This is a genomic window from Polaribacter staleyi (assembly GCF_038024045.1).
Classification (GTDB): domain Bacteria; phylum Bacteroidota; class Bacteroidia; order Flavobacteriales; family Flavobacteriaceae; genus Polaribacter; species Polaribacter butkevichii.
The window spans coordinates 1,390,719-1,411,436 of record NZ_CP150665.1; the positions used below are offsets into that span (position 1 = coordinate 1,390,719).

Sequence of the window (20,718 nt, forward strand, 5' to 3'; positions counted from 1 at the left end):
AATAATTAATGAAGCAACCTTTATTTCTAATATTCATATTTCTATATTTTTCGGTAAATGCACAAGACGTTGCCATTCTTAAATACAATGGTGGTGGAGATTGGTATGCAAACCCAACTGCAGTACCTAACTTAATAGCATTTGCAAACGCAAATATTGGTACTCATATTTCTAAAGATCCACAACCAGTAACTATTGACAGCGAAGATATTTTTAACTTCCCAATCTTATTTATGACAGGGCATGGAAATATCTTATTTTCTGATGACGACGCTAATAACCTTAGAAATTATTTAATTTCTGGCGGATTTTTACATGTTTCGGATAATTATGGTTTAGACAAACATATCCGAAGAGAATTGAAAAAAGTATTTCCGAATTTAGAGTTTAAAGAAATACCCAACAATCATCCTATTTATAACCAAACGTATAAATTTAAAAACGGAATTCCTAAAATTCATGAACATGATAAAAAAGCAGCACAAGGCTTTGGTTTATTTTACGAAAGTAGATTGGTTGTTTTTTATGATTATGAAACCGATTTAAGTGATGGATGGGAAGATGAAATAGTGCATAACAACCCAAAGAATGTTCGTGAAAAGTCTTTAAAAATGGGTGCAAATATTATTGAATTTGCTTTTAAAAACTAGTAAGCGTTAAGCAAAAATAAGTTTTTTAGCCTCTCTACTAATTCAAAACCATGCAAAACAACATAGATATAAATATAGACGACATTAAAATAAATTTTGACGAGAGTGGTTTATGGGTTTTAAATATTGCTATCGCTATTATTATGTTTGGTGTTGCATTAGCAATTAGTGTAGACGATTTTAAACGACTTTTTAAAAACCCTAAAATAGTTTTTGTGGGAGTTTTATCGCAATTTATATTATTGCCAGCATTTACTTTTTTAGCAATCTTATTGATAAAACCTCATCCTAGTTTTGCTTTAGGAATGATGATGATTGCTGCTTGTCCTGGAGGAAATGTATCTAATTTTTTTAGTAAAATGGCTGGCGGAAATGCAGCATTATCTGTGAGCTTAACTGCTTTTGCAACATTAATTTGTATTGTAATGACTCCGTTTAACCTTCAATTTTGGGGAAGTTTATACGAACCTACAAATCAAATTTTAAAAACAGTTTCTTTAAACCCTTTTGATTTGTTTAAACTCGTTTCATTAATCTTAGGAATCCCTTTACTTCTTGGTATGCTAATTAAACATTACCATGCTAAAATGGCTAGCAAAATAGAAAAGGTTTTAAAACCGCTGTCTATGTTGGTTTTTATTGCACTAATTTTTATTGCTTTTTCTCAAAATTTAGATGTTTTTGTAAATCATATTCACCACGTATTATTTTTGGTGATATTTCATAACATATTTGCTTACTTTTTAGGGTTTTATACCGCAAAAAGTTTTAAATTGAATAAAAAAGACTGCAAAACAATAGCTATGGAAACAGGAATACAAAATGGAGGTTTAGGTTTATTGCTTATTTTTGGTTTCTTTGAAGGATTAGGAGGCATGGCTTTATTAGCTGCCTTTTGGGGAGTGTGGGATGTTTTTTCTGGCATGGCATTAGCCACTTATTGGGGCAGAAAATCATCTTTAAAATAATTATAAAATATATGGAAATTTCGCAGATGTGGTTTCGTTTAGTGCGCAAGTACGTTAAACTAGGGCTCTTTTTTTACACAAAAAAAATAAAGATAGTTGGCCTTAAAAATGTTCCTAAAAAAGGTGCTGTACTTTTTGCGGTAAACCATCCTAACGGATTGATAGATCCGTTAATTGTAACTACTAATAATCCTAGAGCGAGTTATTTTTTAGTAAAAGCTGCTGCTTTTAAGAATCCTATTATAGAAAAAATTCTTAATTCTTTAAACCTTATTCCTATTTATAGGATGCGAGACGGAATTGATCAATTAGCAAAAAACGAAGAAGTTTTTAATAAATGCTACAACATTTTTAATAGAGGAAAATCTTTAATGATTTTTCCGGAAGGAAGTGATTGTAGAGATAGAACTGTAAGGCCTTTAAGTAAAGGGTTTACAAGAATTGTTTACGGTGCTATTGAAAAATACCCCGATTTACAAATTCAGGTTGTACCTGTTGGACTTACCTACCAAAATGCTTCTCAGTTTCCTTGTAAAGTAGCTTTGCATTACGGAACACCGATTGATGCGAGTAAAATTTACGCAAACAACATACCGAGTAAATCTATCAATATTCTAAAAAATGAGGTAGATGCCCAATTAAAAAATTTATCTGTACATAAAAAAAAGGATGAAAACTATGATACTGTTTTAACAAAGTTAAATGATGCTCAAGTAGATTTTACAGAAGTTAAAAAAGTACAAGAAATGATAAAAACAAATACATTTCCGCCTAAAAAAGAAGGTTCTAAAAATTATTTAAAACCCTTGTATTACTTAATTGTTTTAAATAGTATTATACAGTATTTCATTTACAAAAAACAAGCTAAGAAAAATCCGGATGTTGATTTTATAGATACGTTTAGGTTTACTTTTAACTTGTTTATTTTACCGCTATTTTATGTATTACAAGCTTTTATTGTATCGTATTTCTTTGGTAATAAAATGGGGTTACTCTACTTAGCCTTTAGCCTTTTAATTATATTTATATATAGTAAGTTATCGCCAACAAATACAGAAGCTAGTTCTTAAAAAAAAACAAACCGTTCAAACAGGTTTAGCCCTGATTGAACGGTTTTTGTTTGAGCTCTTTTTTATTCCTTTTTAGGATAAAAAAAGCGAGTAGTGAAAGCAGGAAATAGCTACTAATCTATAATAGCATCTTGAATAACTTGCTGAATTTCGGTACGCATATTACTTCTTACTAAACTCATGTTTGCCGCTGTAGGATACACTCTGTTTGATAAAAACACATACACAATTCCGCTTTTGGGATCTGCCCAAGTATAGGTACCTGTAAAACCAGAATGCCCAAAACTCTCATCGGAAACACATCCACAAGTTGCTTTTACCTTAGGGTTTAACTGTGGTTTATCAAAACCTAAACCTCTACGTACTTTTTTATCAGAAAAATAACGGTGGTTAAATTTATCTACAGTTTCGGTTTTTAAATATCGTTTACCACCATAATATCCTTTTTGTAAATACATTTGCATAATCTTAGCAACATCGTTTGCATTGGCAAATAACCCCGCATGACCTCCTACTCCGCCTAACATTGCTGCACCCATATCATGCACATAACCTTGCACTAATTGGTTACGATAATAATCGTCTTTTTCGGTGGGTATAATTTCGTTTTTAGCAAACTTTTGCAACGGTAAATAACTCGTTCTGTTTGCGCCTAAAGACTGGTAAAACTCTTCGTCTACTAATGTATTTAGAGGCTTTTGGTAGGTGTTTTCTATAGCCTCTTTAAACAAATAATAGCCTAAATCGCTATATTTATAACCAGGTCTTTCTCTTTGGTCTGCGTCTCTTATATATTTATAAATACTGTCTTTATAATTTTTATTTATATATAAATTTTTGGCAACTTTTATGGCAAATTTTTTAGATTTTACATTGCTATAAAAAGTAGGTAAATTTTTATGTGTTACACTATCTTGCGTAGCTACATAAAAAGGAATCCATGCTTTTAAACGACCATAATGCGATAGTATTTCTCTTACAGAAACCGCTGCTTTATTAGATCCTTTAAAACTTGGTAAAAGCTCTTGTAACTTTTCATTTAAAGAAATTTTTTGCTCTTCTTCTGCTTTCATTATTAAAGGCAATGATGCTAAAATTTTAGTAAGAGAAGCCAAATCATAAACATCAGAGTTTTTTACTTTTAAAAGCTTTTTATCTGTATGATACCCATAACTTTTATCTAAAACAACCTTACCGTTTCTGGCTACAAAAACCTGAAAACCTGGTGCCATTTTTTTCTTTAAAATAATGGTTGCTAAAGAATCTATTTCTTTTAATTTTACAGATGATAAATTAGCTGCTTCTGGCAACGTGTACTCAAACCTACCAAGGTTAGATGTGGTAAAACCTCTACCTTCAAAAAAATCGGTTTTAATAGTTACCGGTAATTTTCCTTTGGCACCAAAAGCTCCAAAAATAAGTTGTGCAGATAATTCTTGCCCTAATTTACTATTCTGATAAGAAACAATAAGCCCTTCTATATTGGTAAATGATTTTACTTGCAGCAAACTATACGGACTTGCAAAAACATCTAAAATTACATTTTTTTCACGTGCAATTTCTTGCAACCAAACCAATTCTTTGTCTTTAAACTTATAACTTTTCCAAGGGTTTGCATTCGATTTATGATAACCGATAATTACCAAGTTATAAGGTTTTAATTTTTTTATAAGTCCGTCTAAATTTTTATCAGAAACCACATCTACCTTACCGTAATTTTGTAGCATATTTACAAAATCTGCACCCGAATCATCGCCTAATTTTACATAAGCAATTTTTCTGTTTTCTAAATTTCTAACAGGTATGTTTCCGTTTATATTTTTAAGAACCGTTAATGAATTTTTAACCAATTCTCTGTGTAACAATTCGTCATCTATAGAGTTTAAATCGGCATTAAGGTTTTCTAATTGCACAGGTTTGTAATTGTTTAAACCTGCCCAATATTTTGCTTTTAATATTTTACGAACAGAAAAATCTATACGCTCTTCTGTAAGCGTCTTTAGCTCAATTGCTTTTTTTATGATATTTACAGTTGCAGGAATTTCTTGCGGAATTAATAACAAATCATTCCCTGCCTGAATTGCTGCCAAATTAATTTCTGCTGATGTTGCATAATTTGCTGCACCTTTCATATTTAAACCATCGGTAATTACCAAACCTAAAAAACCTAGTTTTTGTTGTAATAAATCTGTAACCACATTCTTAGACAAAGAAGTAGGCAATCTGCTATCCGACTCTAAACTTGGTATACTTAAATGCGCAGTCATAACACTAGTTACGCCGGCGTCGAATATTTTTCTATAAGGATATAATTCTATCGAATCTAAACGCGCCAAATCAAAATTTAAAACAGGCAATGTTTGATGAGAATCTGTTGCCGTATCTCCATGACCCGGAAAATGTTTGGCACTTGCTAAAACCCCCATACTTTGCATACCTTGTGTAAACGCTATTGCTTTTTCTGTTACGTTTTCTTTGTTTTCGCCAAAAGAACGATTTCCAATTATAGGGTTTTCTGGGTTTGTATTAATATCTACAACCGGTGCAAAGTTTAAATGAATTCCTAATCTGTTACAATGTTTCCCTAAATGCAATCCAAATTCTTTAATCAAAGAATCATTTTTAATGGCCCCTAAAGTCATGTTCCAAGGAAAACGATACGTATTTTTTAAACGCATATCTAAGCCCCACTCACCATCAAAACCAATTAATAAAGGCACCTTTGCAGAATCTTGATATTTATTTGTAAGTGTCGCTTGTTTATCTGGTGTGCCTTGCATAAAAATTAAATTACCAACATGATATTTTTTAATCATATTTGTAATGTAATCTTCGTGTTTTTTATCCTTATTAGAATAGGCTTGTATCATAAATAACTGACCAATTTTTTCATCTAAAGTCATATTTTTTATAATACTATCTATCCAAACATCTTGTGCTTCGGCATCTTTTGTTATTAAAGGATCTACACTCTGTGCAGATATATTAAAAACAAAACCTATAAAAAGGATAATTAGTAACTCTTTCTTCATATTATTTTCGAACATATTTTTTGGGCGTTTAAACAGGCTTTCCATTATATCTTTTTATAATGTCATTGCGAAGTTTACTTTTTTGTAAACTATGGCAATCTCATAATCCATAAACAGATTGCTTCGTTCCTCGCAATGACGCTTATTTAATTAGATTATAAAAAGGATGTCATTTCAATCCTTAACGCAACTTATTTATTAACCTCAGTTATAACTTAAAAATCAATAGTTATACCAAAAAGCGTTTGTGCCAGCTTTCTTTTGCAGGAATCTCCCAATTATTTTCAAAATCGGCCTTGGTATTTACCATATTGTTAAACACAATAGTTTCTGCAGTTACTTTTTTTTCTTTGGCAAACCTCTGAAAATCTGATAATTTTACTAAGTTAATATTCTCATTATCTTTAAACGTAATGTTCATTTTGTCCATTAAGTCTAATTTTAATTCGTTTTCTAATTCTTTAATAAAACGAACAGAACTATCTATAGAGCAACCAGATACATTATTAAAACTTTCATCTACCGCCAACACTAAAAACTGATTGTATTTTATAGTAAAAGAACCTTTTAAATCGTCTCCATGACGCGTCCATTGGTTAATAAAGTCTTCTGCTTTTTCTGAAATAAAGTTTATTTCATTCTCTGTAAACTCTCTATCTGCTTGGTAAATCCAAACGCGAGAATTATTTGGTAAATTTTTATATTCTGTAAACATACTTTTTTAGATTATTAGATATTTGGATTGTTAGATTCTTAAATTTCTCAATCGTCTAAAAAGACGCATTTCGAAATGACAACAACCATTAAAAACCTATCTTAAATTAAACTTCTGTTGCAAAGCTTGTAACTTTTCGGCGTCAGACATTTTCTTTTTTGGAGCTGTCATTCTTTCTTTAATTTCTTTTAACACCTTTTTAGTGTATAAAGGAAAATCTGCATTTTGCATCCAATTATTATACCCTGGGTTTTCTTTAAACACCTCTTCTACGGTTCTTCCTTTGTATTTTCCAAAAGAAAAGATTTCTTGCTTTTTATCATTCATTAGAATAAATCCTGCAAAATCTGCTCGTTCTCCGTGTGTAGAATATGCACTTAAAGCATCCACAGAATTTTCTATATCATCATACTTATCTAATTGTGCTAATAAAATTTCGTAAGTTGCATTGGTATCTGCTTCTGCTCCATGTGCTCCTTCTAATTCTTTACCACAATAAAATTGGTAACCCGCACTTAAAGTTCTTTGTTCTTTTTTATGAAAAATAACTTGTACATCAATTGCTTTTCTATTTTTCATATCAAAGTCAATTCCTGCACGCATTAATTCTTCTGCTAATAAAGGAATATCAAATCGGTTAGAATTAAAACCTGCCAAATCTGCATCTCCAATCATTTCATTAATCTTAGGAGCCAATTCTTTAAATGTAGGTTCTGCTGCTACTTTTTCATTGGTAATACCGTGTACATCTATAGATTCTTGTGGAATTTTTATTTCTGGATTTACCAACCATGTTTTACTTTCTTTGTTTCCGTTTGGAAACACTTTTAAAATGGCTATTTCTACAATTTTATCGGTTGCAATATTTACCCCTGTTGTTTCTAAATCGAAAAATACGATTGGTTTTGTTAAATTTAAATTCATTCCTCTAGTTCTTATTTTTTTTAAGTTATAATGCTTTTTAAGTTAAAATTCTGTTTCCAAAATTGTACAACTTTTAAACGTTCTACTTTATAACTATTATTTATTCGTTATTTAATTGTTTTTTAAATTCGGCCACCTTATCCTGTATTTTTGCAGGAAGTGAAGGCTCTTTAAAATTATATTTTTCTAATTCTTCTAATACAATATCTGCTAAAATAAATCTTGCTGTTGGTTTATCATCCGCCGGAATTACAAACCAAGGCGCATTTTCTGTAGAAGTTCTATTTAATAAATCTTGATAACAAAACTGATACTTGTCCCACAATTTACGTTCCTTTAAGTCGCCTGCAGAAAATTTCCAATTCTTAACTGGTAAATTCAATCTTCGTAACAACCTACTTTTTTGCTCTTCTTTAGATAAATTTAAAAAGAATTTTAAAACAATGGTTCCGCTATCAACAATATGCTTTTCAAAAGCATTGATTCTATCCATTCTGTTATGAAAAAAATCATCATTGATATCTTCTAAAGTATTTATGGTGGGTAGATTTTCTCCAAAAACATATTCAGGATGCACTCTAGTTACCAACACATTTTCATAATGTGTTCTATTAAAAACGCCAATTTTACCTTTTGCCGGAAGCGCAATATAATGCCTCCACAAAAAATCGTGCTTTAATTCTAACTCCGTAGGCACTTTAAAACTATGAACCTCTACTCCACGTGCATTTACATCTTTAAAAACTTCTCTAATTAAGCTATCTTTACCAGAAGTATCCATTCCTTGTAAGCAAATTAGCATACTATATTTGCCCTCTGCATACATGGTATCCTGAATTTTACTTAGCTTTTTTCTTATTTTCTTAAGCTTTTTATCTGCCTTTTCAACTACTTCTTTTGTATTAAAATCAGCAAGTTGAATGTTATTTTTTACTTTGTATTTACCTTTGTCTAGCATCCTTTTAAATATTTTTTAAAGATAGATAAAATCATGATTTTACCTTGAATTTTAACGGCATTTTCTAATAATTATATTCACAATCTAGTCTTCTTCTAAAATTAAAAAAAATAAAATATTTAAATCATAATTTTAGCATAAAGTTATTTATTTATTAACCTTTAAAATTTGTTATTTTTGCCACATGGTAAAAGAAATTCAACTTCGAGTAAATTTAATAGAAGAACGTAAAGAAAACATTCTTTTATACAAAGCTTCTAAACAATTAAGCCTTGATAAAAGTGAAATTTCTGCCGTAAAAGTACTCCGTAAATCTATAGATGCTCGTAAAAAAGACATCATTTTTAATTACAAAGTAGCTGTTTATATCAACGAAAAAGTACCAGAAAAATCTGATTATATTTTTGAGTACAAAGATGTTTCTAATGCCAAAGAAATACATATTATTGGTTTTGGTCCTGCAGGAATGTACGCTGCATTGCGTTGTATAGAATTAGGTTACAAACCTGTAGTTTTAGAGCGCGGTAAAAACGTACAAGATAGAAGACGAGATTTAAAAGCAATTAATCAAGATCATTTTGTAAATGAAGATTCTAATTATTGTTTTGGTGAAGGTGGTGCAGGTACTTATTCTGATGGTAAACTCTACACGCGTTCTCTAAAACGTGGTGATGTTCGTAGAATTTTCGAAAACCTAGTGTATCACGGAGCTACAGAACAAATTTTGGTAGATGCACATCCTCATATCGGAACGAATAAATTACCTAAAATTATCGAAAACATTCGTGAGAATATTTTAAAATTTGGTGGCGAAATTCATTTTGAAACTCGTGTAACAGATTTTACGGTAAAAAATAATAAACTACAAGCAATTCAATTAAAGAATGGAACTGAAATGGCTGTTAACTCGGTTATTTTGGCAACAGGTCATTCTGCAAGAGACATATACGAATTACTACATAAAAAAGAAATTGCATTAAAAGCAAAATCTTTTGCTATGGGTGTTCGTGTAGAACATCCACAAGAAATTATAGACCAGATTCAATATCATTGTTCGGGAGAAAGAGACGAACTTTTACCTGCTGCTGCTTATAGTTTGGTGCATCAAGTAAATAACAGAGGCGTATATTCTTTTTGTATGTGTCCTGGTGGATTTATTGTACCTGCGGCTACTGCCAATGGAGAAGTTGTTGTAAACGGAATGTCGCCTTCTCGAAGAAATAACCGTTTTGCAAATTCGGGAATTGTTGTTGAATTAGATATTGATAAAGATTTTAAAAAATACGAGGAATTTGGAGCGCTTAAAGGATTAGAGTTTCAGAAAGATCTAGAAAAAATTGCCTTTTTTGCTGGAGGAAGAACACAAACGGCTCCTGCACAGAGATTGGTAGATTTTGTAGACGGAAAATTATCTACAGATTTAAATGATTGTTCTTATCAACCTGGGTTAAAATCGGCGCCTTTGCATTCTTTATTGCCTAAAATTATTGGTAGTAGATTGCGTAAAGGTTTTGCTGCATTCGGACAAAAAATGCATGGTTATTATACCAATGAAGCAAATGTTATTGGGGTAGAATCTAGAACTTCATCACCCGTAAACATCCCTAGAAAAGAAAATTTAGAACACACAGAAATAGAAGGACTGTTTCCTTGTGGTGAAGGTGGTGGTTATGCAGGCGGAATTGTTTCTGCTGCAATGGATGGAGAACGATGTGCAGAAGCGGCAATTGCAAAATTTTAAAACTTTTTCTTTATTAATGAATAAGTATCTGTAATTTTACTTCTTAATATATTACGAATGAAAATTACAATTGGCAGAATTGACAAAGCTGATTTCCCTGAATTAATTTTAGAAGATATTGATGTAAAAATTGATTCAGGTGCTTATACGTCATCAATTCATTGTTCAAACATTGAAGAAATCACTGTAAATACTGAAAAATTTATTAGATTTACATTATTAGATCCTGAACACCCTTTTTATAACAACAAAGAGTTTTCCACTAAAAAATATGCTTCTAAATTGGTTAAAAGCTCTAATGGTATTTCTGAAAAGAGATTTATGATTGAGACAGAGATCATTATGTTTAATATGAATTTTCCAATTCATTTAACATTAAGTGAACGTAAAGACATGACTTTTCCTGTATTATTGGGAAGAAAATTTTTAAATCATAAATTTTTAATAGACACAACTATGAAAGATTTATCCTACAAATTAAAAAACAAAATATAATGAGAATTGTAATTCTTTCTAGAAACCCCAAATTGTATTCAACTAGAAGATTGGTAGAAGCCGCTGAAAAAAGAGGTCATGACGTAATGGTGGTAGATCATTTAAAGTGTAATATCGAAATTGAAAAAAAAGCACCGAAAATATTTTATAAAGGAGAGTATTTAGAAAATATTGATGCTATTATACCTAGAATTGGAGCTTCTGTTACTTTTTATGGAACAGCTGTTATTCGTCAGTTTGAAATGATGAAAGTATTTTCTGCCGTTTCTTCTCAAGCTTTAGTAAAATCTAGAGATAAATTAAGCAGCTTGCAAATTTTAGCAAGAGCTGGTGTTGGTTTACCAAAAACCGTATTTACCAACTACACAAAAGATGTAGAACATGTGGTTGAATCTGTAGGAGGAGCACCATTAATTTTAAAATTATTAGAAGGCACACAAGGTTTAGGTGTTGTTTTAGCAGAAACCAAAAATGCAGCAACTTCTGTTTTAGAGGCTTTTAATGGTTTGGGTGCAAGAGTTATTGCACAAGAATTTATTAAAGAAGCTGGTGGTGCAGATATTAGAGCTTTTGTGGTAGACGGAAAAGTAATTGGTGCCATGAAACGTCAAGGTAAAGAAGGAGAATTCCGTTCTAACTTACATAGAGGTGGTAATGCAACTGTTATAGAATTAACAGATGAAGAAGAAAAAACAGCTTTAAAAGCAACAAAAGCCTTAGGTTTAGGGGTTGCTGGTGTAGATATGTTACAATCTTCTAAAGGTCCTTTAGTTTTAGAAGTAAATTCTTCTCCTGGTTTAGAAGGTATTGAAATCGCTACAGGTAAAAATATTGCCAAAGAAATCATTCGTTATTTAGAAATTCATGTCGAATAAACCATTTGTTCTTTTAGGAAAAGTTATTCCTTTAGGAAAACGCACCGTTTTAGATTTAGAAGTAGCAAAATTACATACAAGAACTACTGTAAAGGTTCCTATAATAATAGAGCGTTCTCAAAATCCGGGACCCGTGGTTTTATTACTAGCGGGTATTCATGGTGATGAAACAAATGGTGTTGGAATTATTAGAGAAATCATCAATTTAAAGATTAACAAGCCCAAAAACGGAACCATTATTTGTATTCCTGTTTTTAATATTTTTGGCTATTTAATTCAGACTCGAGAATTTCCTGACGGACGAGATTTAAATAGAATGTTTCCTGGGTCTGCAAGTGGGTCTCTAGCCAGCCAATTTGCCTATCAATTTACAAAAGAAATTGCCCCGATTGTAGATTATGTTATTGATTTTCATACCGGAGGAGGAGATCGTGATAATATTGCACAGATAAGATGTAGTGAAGAAGATGAAAAAGCTTTAGAATTGGCCAAGGTTTTTAACCCGCCAATGATTGTTTTTTCTGAAAACATTAAAAAATCTTTAAGAGATACGTTACATAAAATGGGTAAAACGGTTTTACTTTTTGAAGGAGGAAAAACGAAAGAACTAAACCCTACTATTATTAACGAAGGTGTAAACGGAACTAAAAATGTATTAATTCGTTTAGGTTTAATCGAAGGAGAAATCACCGTTAGGGCAACACCAATATTTGTACATAAAGCAAAATGGATAAGAGCTTTAGATTCTGGAATGTTTAAAATTAGAGTTGCAAACGGAAGTTTTGTAAAAAAGAAAGAAGTTTTAGGCGTTATTCAAGATCCTTTTGGTGAATTTAAAAAGAAAGTTTATGCTCCTTTTGATTGTCATATTTTCTGTATCAATAAAACACCTATTGTAAATAAAGGAGATGCTTTATTTCATGTGAGCATAGAAGAATAATCTATGTATTTTTCTAATTGATACAAAAGCCAATACCTTTTTAACTACAAAATAAAAAACCATTTCAATTTTATTGAAATGGTTTCTTTTTTTTAAAAAGGCTGTATATTAGAGCAAAATTTTTAATAGATGTTATCCAAATTTCTTCCTAGTATTGTAATTAATAAAATTATAAGAAAAACTACGCTCCTTTTATTATTTATTACCCTATCAATTTCCGCCCAAACGGATCAAAAAATTTACGATATTATAAATACTATTTCTGCGGATAGAATTAAAGCGGATATAAAAACATTAACCGAGTTTGGCACAAGAAATACGTTTTCTGATACAATTTCTACAACTCGAGGAATTGGAGCAGCAAGACGTTGGATAAAATCTGAATTTGATGCAATTTCCAATAACTGCAACAACTGTATAAGTACTTTTTATCAAAAGGATTTTGTTACTAAAGAGGGCAATAGAAGAGTTCCTCATGATGCTTGGATAGTAAATGTTGTAGCGATTCAAAAAGGAACAAAATACCCAAACAGCTATATTATTATGAGTGGAGATATTGATTCTCGTGCAAGTGATACAATGGATTTTACAACAGACGCTCCTGGTGCAAATGACAATGCTTCTGGAATGGCAGGTACTATAGAAGCTGCAAGAGTGTTAAGTAAATATCAATTTGAAAGCAGTATTGTTTATGTTGGTCTTTCTGGTGAAGAACAAGGTTTGTTTGGTGGAGCAGGTTTAGCAAAATATGCAAAAGAAAAAGATTGGGATATTATTGGCGTTTTAAACAACGATATGATTGGAAATATAAAAGGGGTAGATGGTGTAATTGACAATCGTAGTTTTAGAATTTTCTCGGAACCTGTGCCTGCGAATGAAACTGAAAAACAGCGTAAAATGCGCAGATTTTATGGAGGAGAAGTTGATGGAATTTCGAGACAATTAGCAAGATATATTCACAAGAGTGTAAAAACATATATGCCAGAAATGAATCCGATGATGATTTATAGATTGGATAGATTTGGACGTGGAGGACATCACAGACCTTTTAATGACTTAGGCTTTGCAGGAATTAGAATTATGGAAGCCCACGAAAACTACACCCAACAACATCAAAATATTAGAACCGAAAATGGTATAAAATACGGGGATACTTTTGAGCATGTAAATTTTGAGTACGCAAAAAAATTAACTGCCGTTAACGCTATAACAATGGCTAGTTTAGCTTGGGCACCAGAAGCTCCAAAAGAAGTAGCTATTGGAGGAATTGTACAAGCATCAGCAAAGTTAAGATGGAACAAAGTTGATGGTGCTAAAGGATATAAAATTTACTGGAGAGACACAACTTCTACCACTTGGGATAATTCTAGATATGTAGAAACCAACGAGTTTACTTTAGATGGAATTGTGATAGATAATTTCTTTTTTGGTGTTGCTGCTATCGGAGAGGATGGACACGAAAGTGTAGTTGTTTTCCCTAATAAAATTTTAAGATAATAAATATGAAAACAATAATTAAAAGTCTATTTGCCCTTAGTTTTATCTTTTTACTTTTTAATTGTACTAAAGATAAAAAGAATGAAGTTTTAGTTTTAGGAACGATACATAGTAGTCATTTAACTTCAGAAGAATATTCTATAGAAAAACTAACTAAACTAATTCAAGAAATTAAACCTGATCTTATTTTAACTGAAATTCCGCCAAATAGATTTGAAGAAGCGATGGAAGGTTTTAAAAGAGATGATTCTATTTCAGAACCTAGAGTTTCTCGTTTTCCTGAATATACAAAAGTCATTTTTCCGCTATCAAAAACTATGGATTTTGAAATTATACCAACTGCAGGTTGGTCTGCTTCTATGGCAATAGAACGTCAACAAAAATTAAGAGCCATTAGCAGAGATACTTTACGGAAATCTGATTGGAAACAATACAGAGAAGCTAATAGAAAATCTGATTCTATTATGGCTATTACAGGTAACAGAAATGACCCTTATTTTATACACACCAATACGTATGATAGTATTTCTAATATTGGATTAGGAACTTATAACAGACTTTTCAATGAAGAATTAGGTCTTGGTGGTTGGGACAATATTAATATTGCACATTATTGGAATATTGAAAAAATTTTACAGAAATATAAGTATCAAAATAAACGTATTTTAATTACTTATGGTGCCGGACATAAAGCTTGGTTTCTAAAAGAATTAAGAAAACGTGATGATATAACGCTATTAGAATTAAAGCCTTTTTTAGATGAATTAAAATAATTGAATAAATTATACTCTGCTAAAATCTAAAATTTCTTTTTCTGTTATTATTGGATTTGCTCCTTCTTTTTCTGCAACCAATGCTCCTACTGCACAAGCAAAATCAATTGCTTTTTGTGGTGATGCACCATTTATTAATTTACTTATTAATGATGCTAAAAAAGAATCTCCAGATCCAACAGTATCTTTTACTTTAATTTTATAACCACTGTTATAATACAACTGATGATCATATAACAAAACAGCACCATGTTCTCCTTTTGTAACACATATATGTGCTGTTTTAGTTTTTTCTGCTATAAAATGTATGTTTTGTTCTAAATTATGAAACGGAGAGCCTAAAAAATCACTTATCTCATACAATTCGTCATCATTAAATTTGATGAAGTTTGCTTTATGCATCAACTCTAATAAAAGCTCTTTTGTGTAAAAAGGTGCTCTTAAATTCACATCAAAAACAGCATATTTTGCATAATCTAAAAGTTGAAATAATGTGTTTTTAGAAACAGCATCTCTAGTTATTAAACTTCCAAAAACAAAAGCATCAACTTGTTTTACCATTTCTGATGATTTTGCTGTAAATAGAATTTTATCCCAAGCTTTTGGATGTACAATTTTATAAGTTGCTGCACCTTTTTTGTTTAAGGTTACGGTAACTTCCCCTGTATTAAAATCTTCTAAAACTTCAACAGCCTCTGTATTTATTTTTAAATCATTGATGTATTTTAAAATCTTTTTACCTAAAACATCATTACCAATAGCACTAATCATGGCAACATCATTGTTAAAAGATTTTAAACGAACGGCAACATTTAAAGGGGCTCCTCCTATTTTTTTATGATTAGGAAAAACATCCCATAAAACTTCACCAAAACATACAATTTTAGACATACATAGATTTTAATAAATATTAGACTCAGAAGTTCTTTGACTAATAGAGCTAGAAAAAATAGCTAGCATTCTTTTTGCAATACCTGTCCAACCAAAATTACGACGGGCAAAACGTGCTCCTTCTACAGACATTTCGTTTCTTAATTTTGGATATAAAAGAGGCATTGCCATCATAGCACCAAATTCTTTTGGTCTGTGTGGATCTGCAAATAAACCTTGATTACCAAAATCAATTAAATCGCACAAACCACCATGAACAGTAATTACACTTGGTGTACCACAAGCCATTGCTTCAATAGCAACCATACCAAAAGGTTCGTATCTAGAAGGCATTGCAAAAACACTTGCAGATCTATATACATTTGCTAAATCTTCATCAGCTATATAATTTTTCCACTTAATTTTATCCATCAACCCTAACTCTTCTGCCAATTCTTTTAATTTTTCGATTCCATCTCTATCTTGCTGAGAATCTCCACCAATAGCAGCTACTAATCTAGCTTCCGGACACAACTCAAAAACAGTAGGTAAAGCATGTAATAATAAATCATAGCCTTTATTATGCGCCATTCTACCCAACGCTAAAATATCGGTTGGTTTGATATCGTATTTTAATCGGATTTTATCATTTTCTTTAGAAGGAACAGGAAAAAATCTATTTTCATCAATTCCAGGAGGAATCATGCTACAGTTTCTAGACAACACATCATATTGCTGTATTAATAAGTCTACTTGAGGAAGTGTGGTTGCAATCACAAAATTACACATCTGATACACAAAATATTCTTTTCTGATACGTTCTTTAAATCGATAGGTTTTTTCCATTTCTTTCTCATCCATATCACTTCCCATAGAGTGCTGTTTCCACCAACCTAAAGAATGCGGTGTATGTACATGACAAATACCTAATTCCTCTGCAATTTTTTGTCCTGCCCAACCTGCATCCCAATAATGAGAATACACCACATCATATTTCTTATTTTCTTTTTTTATGGCTGCCAACGTATTGGTTACAAATTTTTTAAGATGATCGTGCATATCCTCTTTTCTGATAAACTTTTTACCTCCAAAAGGAATTCTCCACACATTAAAATTATCATCTACATGGTCATATTCTGGTTGATCTTCAAACTGCCGTGTTACCAAATCTACACGTTTACCTAATCGACTAAATCTATCTGCTAATTCTAATACATATACTACTTGACCTCCTGTATCTGGTTTTCCTAATTCAGCATTTGCTGCCACATATCCGTGTAAAGAGATCATTAATATTGATTTCATATTTTTAGTTTTTAGTTTTTAGTTTTAATTATTTTTAAATCATTACAAGCTGAGATGTATTGGGCTGCAGACCAAGCTTGATATGCTTTCCCCATAGGTTTTCCGGTAGTTCCGTGTGCCCACTCTGTAAACTCCCACGCTTCATTAATTCCTTCTTTATTAATTAACGCTAGTTTATGTAACTCTGCAATGGCAACATCTTTAAAACCTAATTTATTTACAAACTTTACCCAAAATCCGCCCACAAAAGGCCAAATACCACCATTGTGATAATGATTTGGCAAATTGAGAAGGTTTACGGTGTAATAAGGTTTCCAATCTGGATCTCCCGGACTTACAACGGGATATACATTTGCAACAGGAAAAGGATCATTTACCCCAACACCTAACATAAACTTAAAAGTTTGATGCGCTTTTTCTGCATCTATGGTTCCGTGTAAAAAGGCCAAAACATTTCCTAAAACATCGCAACGCCAACTAAAATCGAAGGGTGTAGTTTGTGCTATTAAATAAGACGTATCTCCTAAAGTAAATTGCTTTTCTGCAAAAGAAACCGATTGAAATAATTTTTGCTGAGTAGAAGGCCAAAAATTTTGTACAATTTCCTTTTTTATCACCTGAGACCATCTAATATATTCGCCTGCATCTTCATGGCTTCCTAGCATTTCTAACATTCGCCCGAAACAAACATTAGAACGATACCAAAGAATTTCATCATATAAAATATTATAACTCCTACCAAATAAATCAGTCCAATCTCCCGCTTCAGGGATTTCTAAAAGGGCATCATTATTACTGTCATGAGCGCCTAACCAACGCATGGTTTCTTTTATATCTCCAATATATTTTCTTAAAAACTGAATGTCTTTAGTAACATTTACATATTCGTAAAATGCAATTACCACCCAAATACCACTATCTATAGAACAAATACCACCAACTCCAGAATAATCTGGTTCACCATCTTTTAATCTTACATTCGCAGGAATTTGTCCGTTTCTAGAAATATTCTCTAGCAAGGTTATTAAAGTCTGTCTTTGACATTGGTGTATTTCTTCATCCTCTATTAAAGACAGTGAACCAATTACTGTTATGGCGCCATCTCTAGCCCAAACACTATGATAATTTTCATCGGTACCATTCGGAATATTGTCTTTTATAGAACAGGCTGAAAAACCAAGTGGCGTAATGTTCTTTCTTAACGCTTCTATTGCTTTTACATAACCTTCTTGAATTAAAGCTATTTTTTCATCATCATCTTCTAAAGCTATATTGTCTAATTCCTTTTTGATAAAGAAATCTTCAGAATGATCAATATTTGTATTTTCAAGAGCTTCTTTTGGTAATATTTCATAGAAAATGAGTCCTTCTATAATACCATCTCCTTTTTCTTTTTCTGTATGATAGACTTTTTTATGTTTTGTATATAGATATAGTTCATCATGTGCATTGGCAACTACAATTCCGGAAACATTTTTTAAATCGAACATAGCAGAATCATTACCACTATCCCCTGCTACTAAAACCTGATCTGATTTTAAATCTAATCTTTTTAACAACCATTGTAATGCGTTTCCTTTATTTGCCCATTTAGGTAAAATATCTAAAAATTTGTTACCAGAATATACCACATTTACATCCATATCTGCATCTGCAAAATCTTGTGCTATTTCATCTATCAGTTCATTACTAGCATCATGAAAAAAATAACTTCTTTTATATGAATGTTGAAATTTACTAGGTTGATCACTAATAGGATGTGTTATTTTTTGAATGATATTTTCTACAGCTTCTAAATTCCAACCATCATCTAAAACATCATTGAATTCTTTTTCTACAGCTCCTTTTTTATAATTATAAATATGAGTACCCACACCAGAAATAATATAATCTGGTTTAGGAAGTACTTTTTTATCTATTAAATCTAAAACATCATCAATTAAACGTCCCGTATTATAGGTTAGAATTACATCGTTTTGATCTTGATACTTTTCCCAAGTTTTTTTAAAATTACTTTTATAGGTGTGAAAATCAATTAAGGTATTATCAATATCAAATGATAATAATTTTATTTTATTTTCAATTTTTAAGCTATTTAAGGTCATTTCATTGTGTTTTTAAGAGAGAATCATTAATAACACTGAATTTAATTAAAAATCAAAGAGCAACCAAAAGTTAGGACGAGTATCGTTATTTGTAGTTTGATTTTTATGATTGTGATAATTATGACTATCATAAAATACTAAATAAGGAATAGTGAAAGAAAATAATTTTATTTTTCCATCAAAGTTGCTTTAAATTATATAAATAAATAAAAAGTCTTTATAAGTGTGCTTTTAAATTGCTTGCAATATTGTATTTCTATACTGAAAACTAAAAACAGTATTAAGGGGTAAAATAAAAAAACGAGCAAGTTGCTCGTTTTTTTGTTTTATGATATAATTAAAAAAGACCTAACCGAACACTTGGTGTACCAATTTTAATACTTGTATGACTCGTTCTTCTATAAGTCCTTCTTTCATTATTATAATATCCATGGTAATAAAAATTAGCATGATATTGATAGTGTGTACTATGTTCACAGTGATTATTACAATGATCATAATGTTCCGAATAAGCATCTTTTTTCCCTTGCATATAAGCCTTATATGCTACTCGGTCTCTTTTTTTTAATTCTTTTTCATACTCTTTCTGTTCTTTCCAAAACTTATTTTCATCAGCTTTAGAAGTTCCTTTAAAATCTTGTTCAAACTTAGCGTCTTCCTTAGCTCTTTGCTGGTAATACCTTTTTATATCAGCTTTAGACTTTTTTTCTGAGTCTTGAGCAAAAATGAAAGTTGCAGAAAAAAAAAGAATTATTGTAAAAATTGATTTAATTACTTTCATAATAATAGTTTTAATAGTGAATAATTTGTTTTCTTATTAGTAAAACAACTATAGCCCTATTTACCCTACCAAAATTATAAAATAATTTACGCTTGTAACTTAATCTCTTATCAAAGGCATTGTAGAGCAACGCAATAAACCTTCCTGTTTCGCTATTTCAGAATAAGAAACTTCTTCTACTGTAAAACCATTCTGCCTTAACCAAGTATTTAATCTTGTAAAGTTTTTTTCAGAAATAATAACTTCTTCAGAGATTGAAAAAACATTACTATTCATATTATACATTTCTTCTTTTGTAATTTCAAAAATATTTTCTTTTCCAAAATAGTTAACCAACCATTCATATTCACTTTCTACTAAAAATCCGTTTTTATGAAGAATAGCTTTGTCTTTTCCTATTGGTTGAAAACAACAATCTAAATGCAATGCATTCTCTTTTGCATTTGTATTCGATTTTCTTAATTCAAAAGATTTTACTTTTTTATGAGGGAATAATTCTTGCAACGCAATTACTGCGTCTATATTTGTGCGTGCCGTAATATAATCTGCATAATCACTTCCAGAATAAGTACCAATAAAAATATAATCATTCCATGGCATTACATCTCCTCCTTCTACATGACACTCTTTAGGTAAAACAACCACCTTATTTGAGTCTATTTGAGTAATCACTTTATCTATGGCTTTGTACTCTTTCTCTCTATCTGGAAGAATATTTGCCTCGATAAAAGTATCTTCTATAACAAAAGCAATATCTCTAGAAAAAATCTGATTATAATTTTCTATTACGTCTGGTCTAAATACTTTAACATCATATTTTTTTAAAATATTAGCTACGGCTTCTATTTCTAAGACCATTGCTGATTCTTTTGGATAGGTACCAGCTAACACGTGTTCTATACTTTTAGGATCATAACAATCTTCTACTTTTGGTACACCACCATTACTATTTGCTATACCTAAAATTACAGCTCTTAATCTTGATGTTTCGTTTTTAATATTAAGTTTTAACATATATA

General features: G+C 31.0%; 18 protein-coding genes. 9 read left to right on the forward strand and 9 right to left on the reverse strand.

The genetic code is table 11. The features are described 5' to 3' along the window. Window positions 1–8 precede the first annotated feature (8 nt). From WHD07_RS06095 to WHD07_RS06105, 3 genes are read left to right on the forward strand one after another with little or no spacing between them, the layout of a single operon-like run. Window positions 9–650 (forward strand): DUF4159 domain-containing protein, encoded by a 642-nt coding sequence (locus WHD07_RS06095; RefSeq protein ID WP_105050480.1) that lies wholly within the window; start codon window positions 9–11, stop codon window positions 648–650. Between the two features lie 50 nt (window positions 651–700). Next, window positions 701–1,618, forward strand: coding sequence for a bile acid:sodium symporter family protein (locus tag WHD07_RS06100; protein WP_105050479.1), 918 nt, complete (start codon window positions 701–703; stop codon window positions 1,616–1,618). Between the two features lie 11 nt (window positions 1,619–1,629). Next, a complete protein-coding gene (locus WHD07_RS06105) occupies window positions 1,630–2,688 on the forward strand; it encodes a 1-acyl-sn-glycerol-3-phosphate acyltransferase (protein WP_343330463.1) in 1,059 nt (352 codons plus the stop codon). A 113-nt stretch (window positions 2,689–2,801) separates the two neighbouring features. On the opposite strand, the gene WHD07_RS06110 is transcribed toward WHD07_RS06105, so the two are convergent. The 4 genes from WHD07_RS06110 to WHD07_RS06125 form a co-directional block, all read right to left on the reverse strand. After that, on the reverse strand, window positions 2,802–5,720 hold the full coding sequence (locus tag WHD07_RS06110) for a glycoside hydrolase family 3 N-terminal domain-containing protein (protein ID WP_343330984.1): 2,919 nt from the start codon (window positions 5,718–5,720) through the stop codon (window positions 2,802–2,804). A 229-nt stretch (window positions 5,721–5,949) separates the two neighbouring features. Continuing rightward, on the reverse strand, window positions 5,950–6,435 hold the full coding sequence (locus tag WHD07_RS06115; RefSeq protein ID WP_343330464.1) for an ABC transporter ATPase: 486 nt from the start codon (window positions 6,433–6,435) through the stop codon (window positions 5,950–5,952). Window positions 6,436–6,531: 96 nt separating this feature from the next. Next, on the reverse strand, window positions 6,532–7,359 hold the full coding sequence (locus WHD07_RS06120; RefSeq protein WP_343330465.1) for a 3'-5' exonuclease: 828 nt from the start codon (window positions 7,357–7,359) through the stop codon (window positions 6,532–6,534). Window positions 7,360–7,459: 100 nt separating this feature from the next. Then, a complete protein-coding gene (locus WHD07_RS06125; RefSeq protein ID WP_343330466.1) occupies window positions 7,460–8,317 on the reverse strand; it encodes a PPK2 family polyphosphate kinase in 858 nt (285 codons plus the stop codon). A gap of 184 nt (window positions 8,318–8,501) precedes the next feature. Between WHD07_RS06125 and WHD07_RS06130 the strand changes: the two genes are divergently transcribed. From WHD07_RS06130 to WHD07_RS06155, 6 genes are all read left to right on the forward strand, one after another. Further along, the gene (locus WHD07_RS06130; protein WP_343330467.1) at window positions 8,502–10,058 is read left to right on the forward strand and encodes an NAD(P)/FAD-dependent oxidoreductase; all 1,557 of its coding nucleotides are present in this window, start codon (window positions 8,502–8,504) and stop codon (window positions 10,056–10,058) included. Window positions 10,059–10,115: 57 nt separating this feature from the next. Beyond that, the gene (locus tag WHD07_RS06135; RefSeq protein WP_105050473.1) at window positions 10,116–10,553 is read left to right on the forward strand and encodes an ATP-dependent zinc protease; all 438 of its coding nucleotides are present in this window, start codon (window positions 10,116–10,118) and stop codon (window positions 10,551–10,553) included. After that, window positions 10,553–11,428, forward strand: coding sequence for a 30S ribosomal protein S6--L-glutamate ligase (gene rimK / locus WHD07_RS06140; protein ID WP_105050472.1), 876 nt, complete (start codon window positions 10,553–10,555; stop codon window positions 11,426–11,428). Before WHD07_RS06135 ends, rimK begins: the two co-directional genes overlap by 1 nt. Next, the gene (locus WHD07_RS06145) at window positions 11,418–12,368 is read left to right on the forward strand and encodes a succinylglutamate desuccinylase/aspartoacylase family protein (protein ID WP_105050471.1); all 951 of its coding nucleotides are present in this window, start codon (window positions 11,418–11,420) and stop codon (window positions 12,366–12,368) included. Before rimK ends, WHD07_RS06145 begins: the two co-directional genes overlap by 11 nt. A 129-nt stretch (window positions 12,369–12,497) precedes the next feature. Beyond that, window positions 12,498–13,865 (forward strand): M28 family metallopeptidase, encoded by a 1,368-nt coding sequence (locus WHD07_RS06150; RefSeq protein ID WP_343330468.1) that lies wholly within the window; start codon window positions 12,498–12,500, stop codon window positions 13,863–13,865. A gap of 5 nt (window positions 13,866–13,870) precedes the next feature. Continuing rightward, entirely contained in the window at window positions 13,871–14,638 is a 768-nt protein-coding gene (locus tag WHD07_RS06155; protein WP_343330469.1) for a hypothetical protein, read from the forward strand. Window positions 14,639–14,647: 9 nt separating this feature from the next. Here the strand turns inward: WHD07_RS06155 and WHD07_RS06160 are convergent, their stop codons facing one another. The 5 genes from WHD07_RS06160 to WHD07_RS06180 all read right to left on the reverse strand — a co-directional run bounded on the left by WHD07_RS06160 (window position 14,648) and on the right by WHD07_RS06180 (window position 20,713). Beyond that, window positions 14,648–15,529 carry a carbohydrate kinase gene (locus WHD07_RS06160; RefSeq protein ID WP_343330470.1) on the reverse strand — a complete coding sequence of 294 codons (882 nt, stop codon included), beginning with the start codon at window positions 15,527–15,529 and terminating at the stop codon, window positions 14,648–14,650. 9 nt (window positions 15,530–15,538) lie between these two features. Beyond that, complete coding sequence (locus tag WHD07_RS06165) at window positions 15,539–16,813, reverse strand: glycosyltransferase (protein ID WP_105050468.1); 1,275 nt, start codon at window positions 16,811–16,813, stop codon at window positions 15,539–15,541. 11 nt (window positions 16,814–16,824) lie between these two features. Continuing rightward, on the reverse strand, window positions 16,825–18,918 hold the full coding sequence (locus WHD07_RS06170; protein ID WP_343330471.1) for an HAD-IIB family hydrolase: 2,094 nt from the start codon (window positions 18,916–18,918) through the stop codon (window positions 16,825–16,827). 337 nt (window positions 18,919–19,255) lie between these two features. Continuing rightward, complete coding sequence (locus WHD07_RS06175) at window positions 19,256–19,699, reverse strand: hypothetical protein (protein WP_343330472.1); 444 nt, start codon at window positions 19,697–19,699, stop codon at window positions 19,256–19,258. Window positions 19,700–19,798: 99 nt separating this feature from the next. Next, window positions 19,799–20,713 (reverse strand): dimethylarginine dimethylaminohydrolase family protein, encoded by a 915-nt coding sequence (locus WHD07_RS06180; RefSeq protein WP_343330473.1) that lies wholly within the window; start codon window positions 20,711–20,713, stop codon window positions 19,799–19,801. Window positions 20,714–20,718 lie beyond the last annotated feature (5 nt).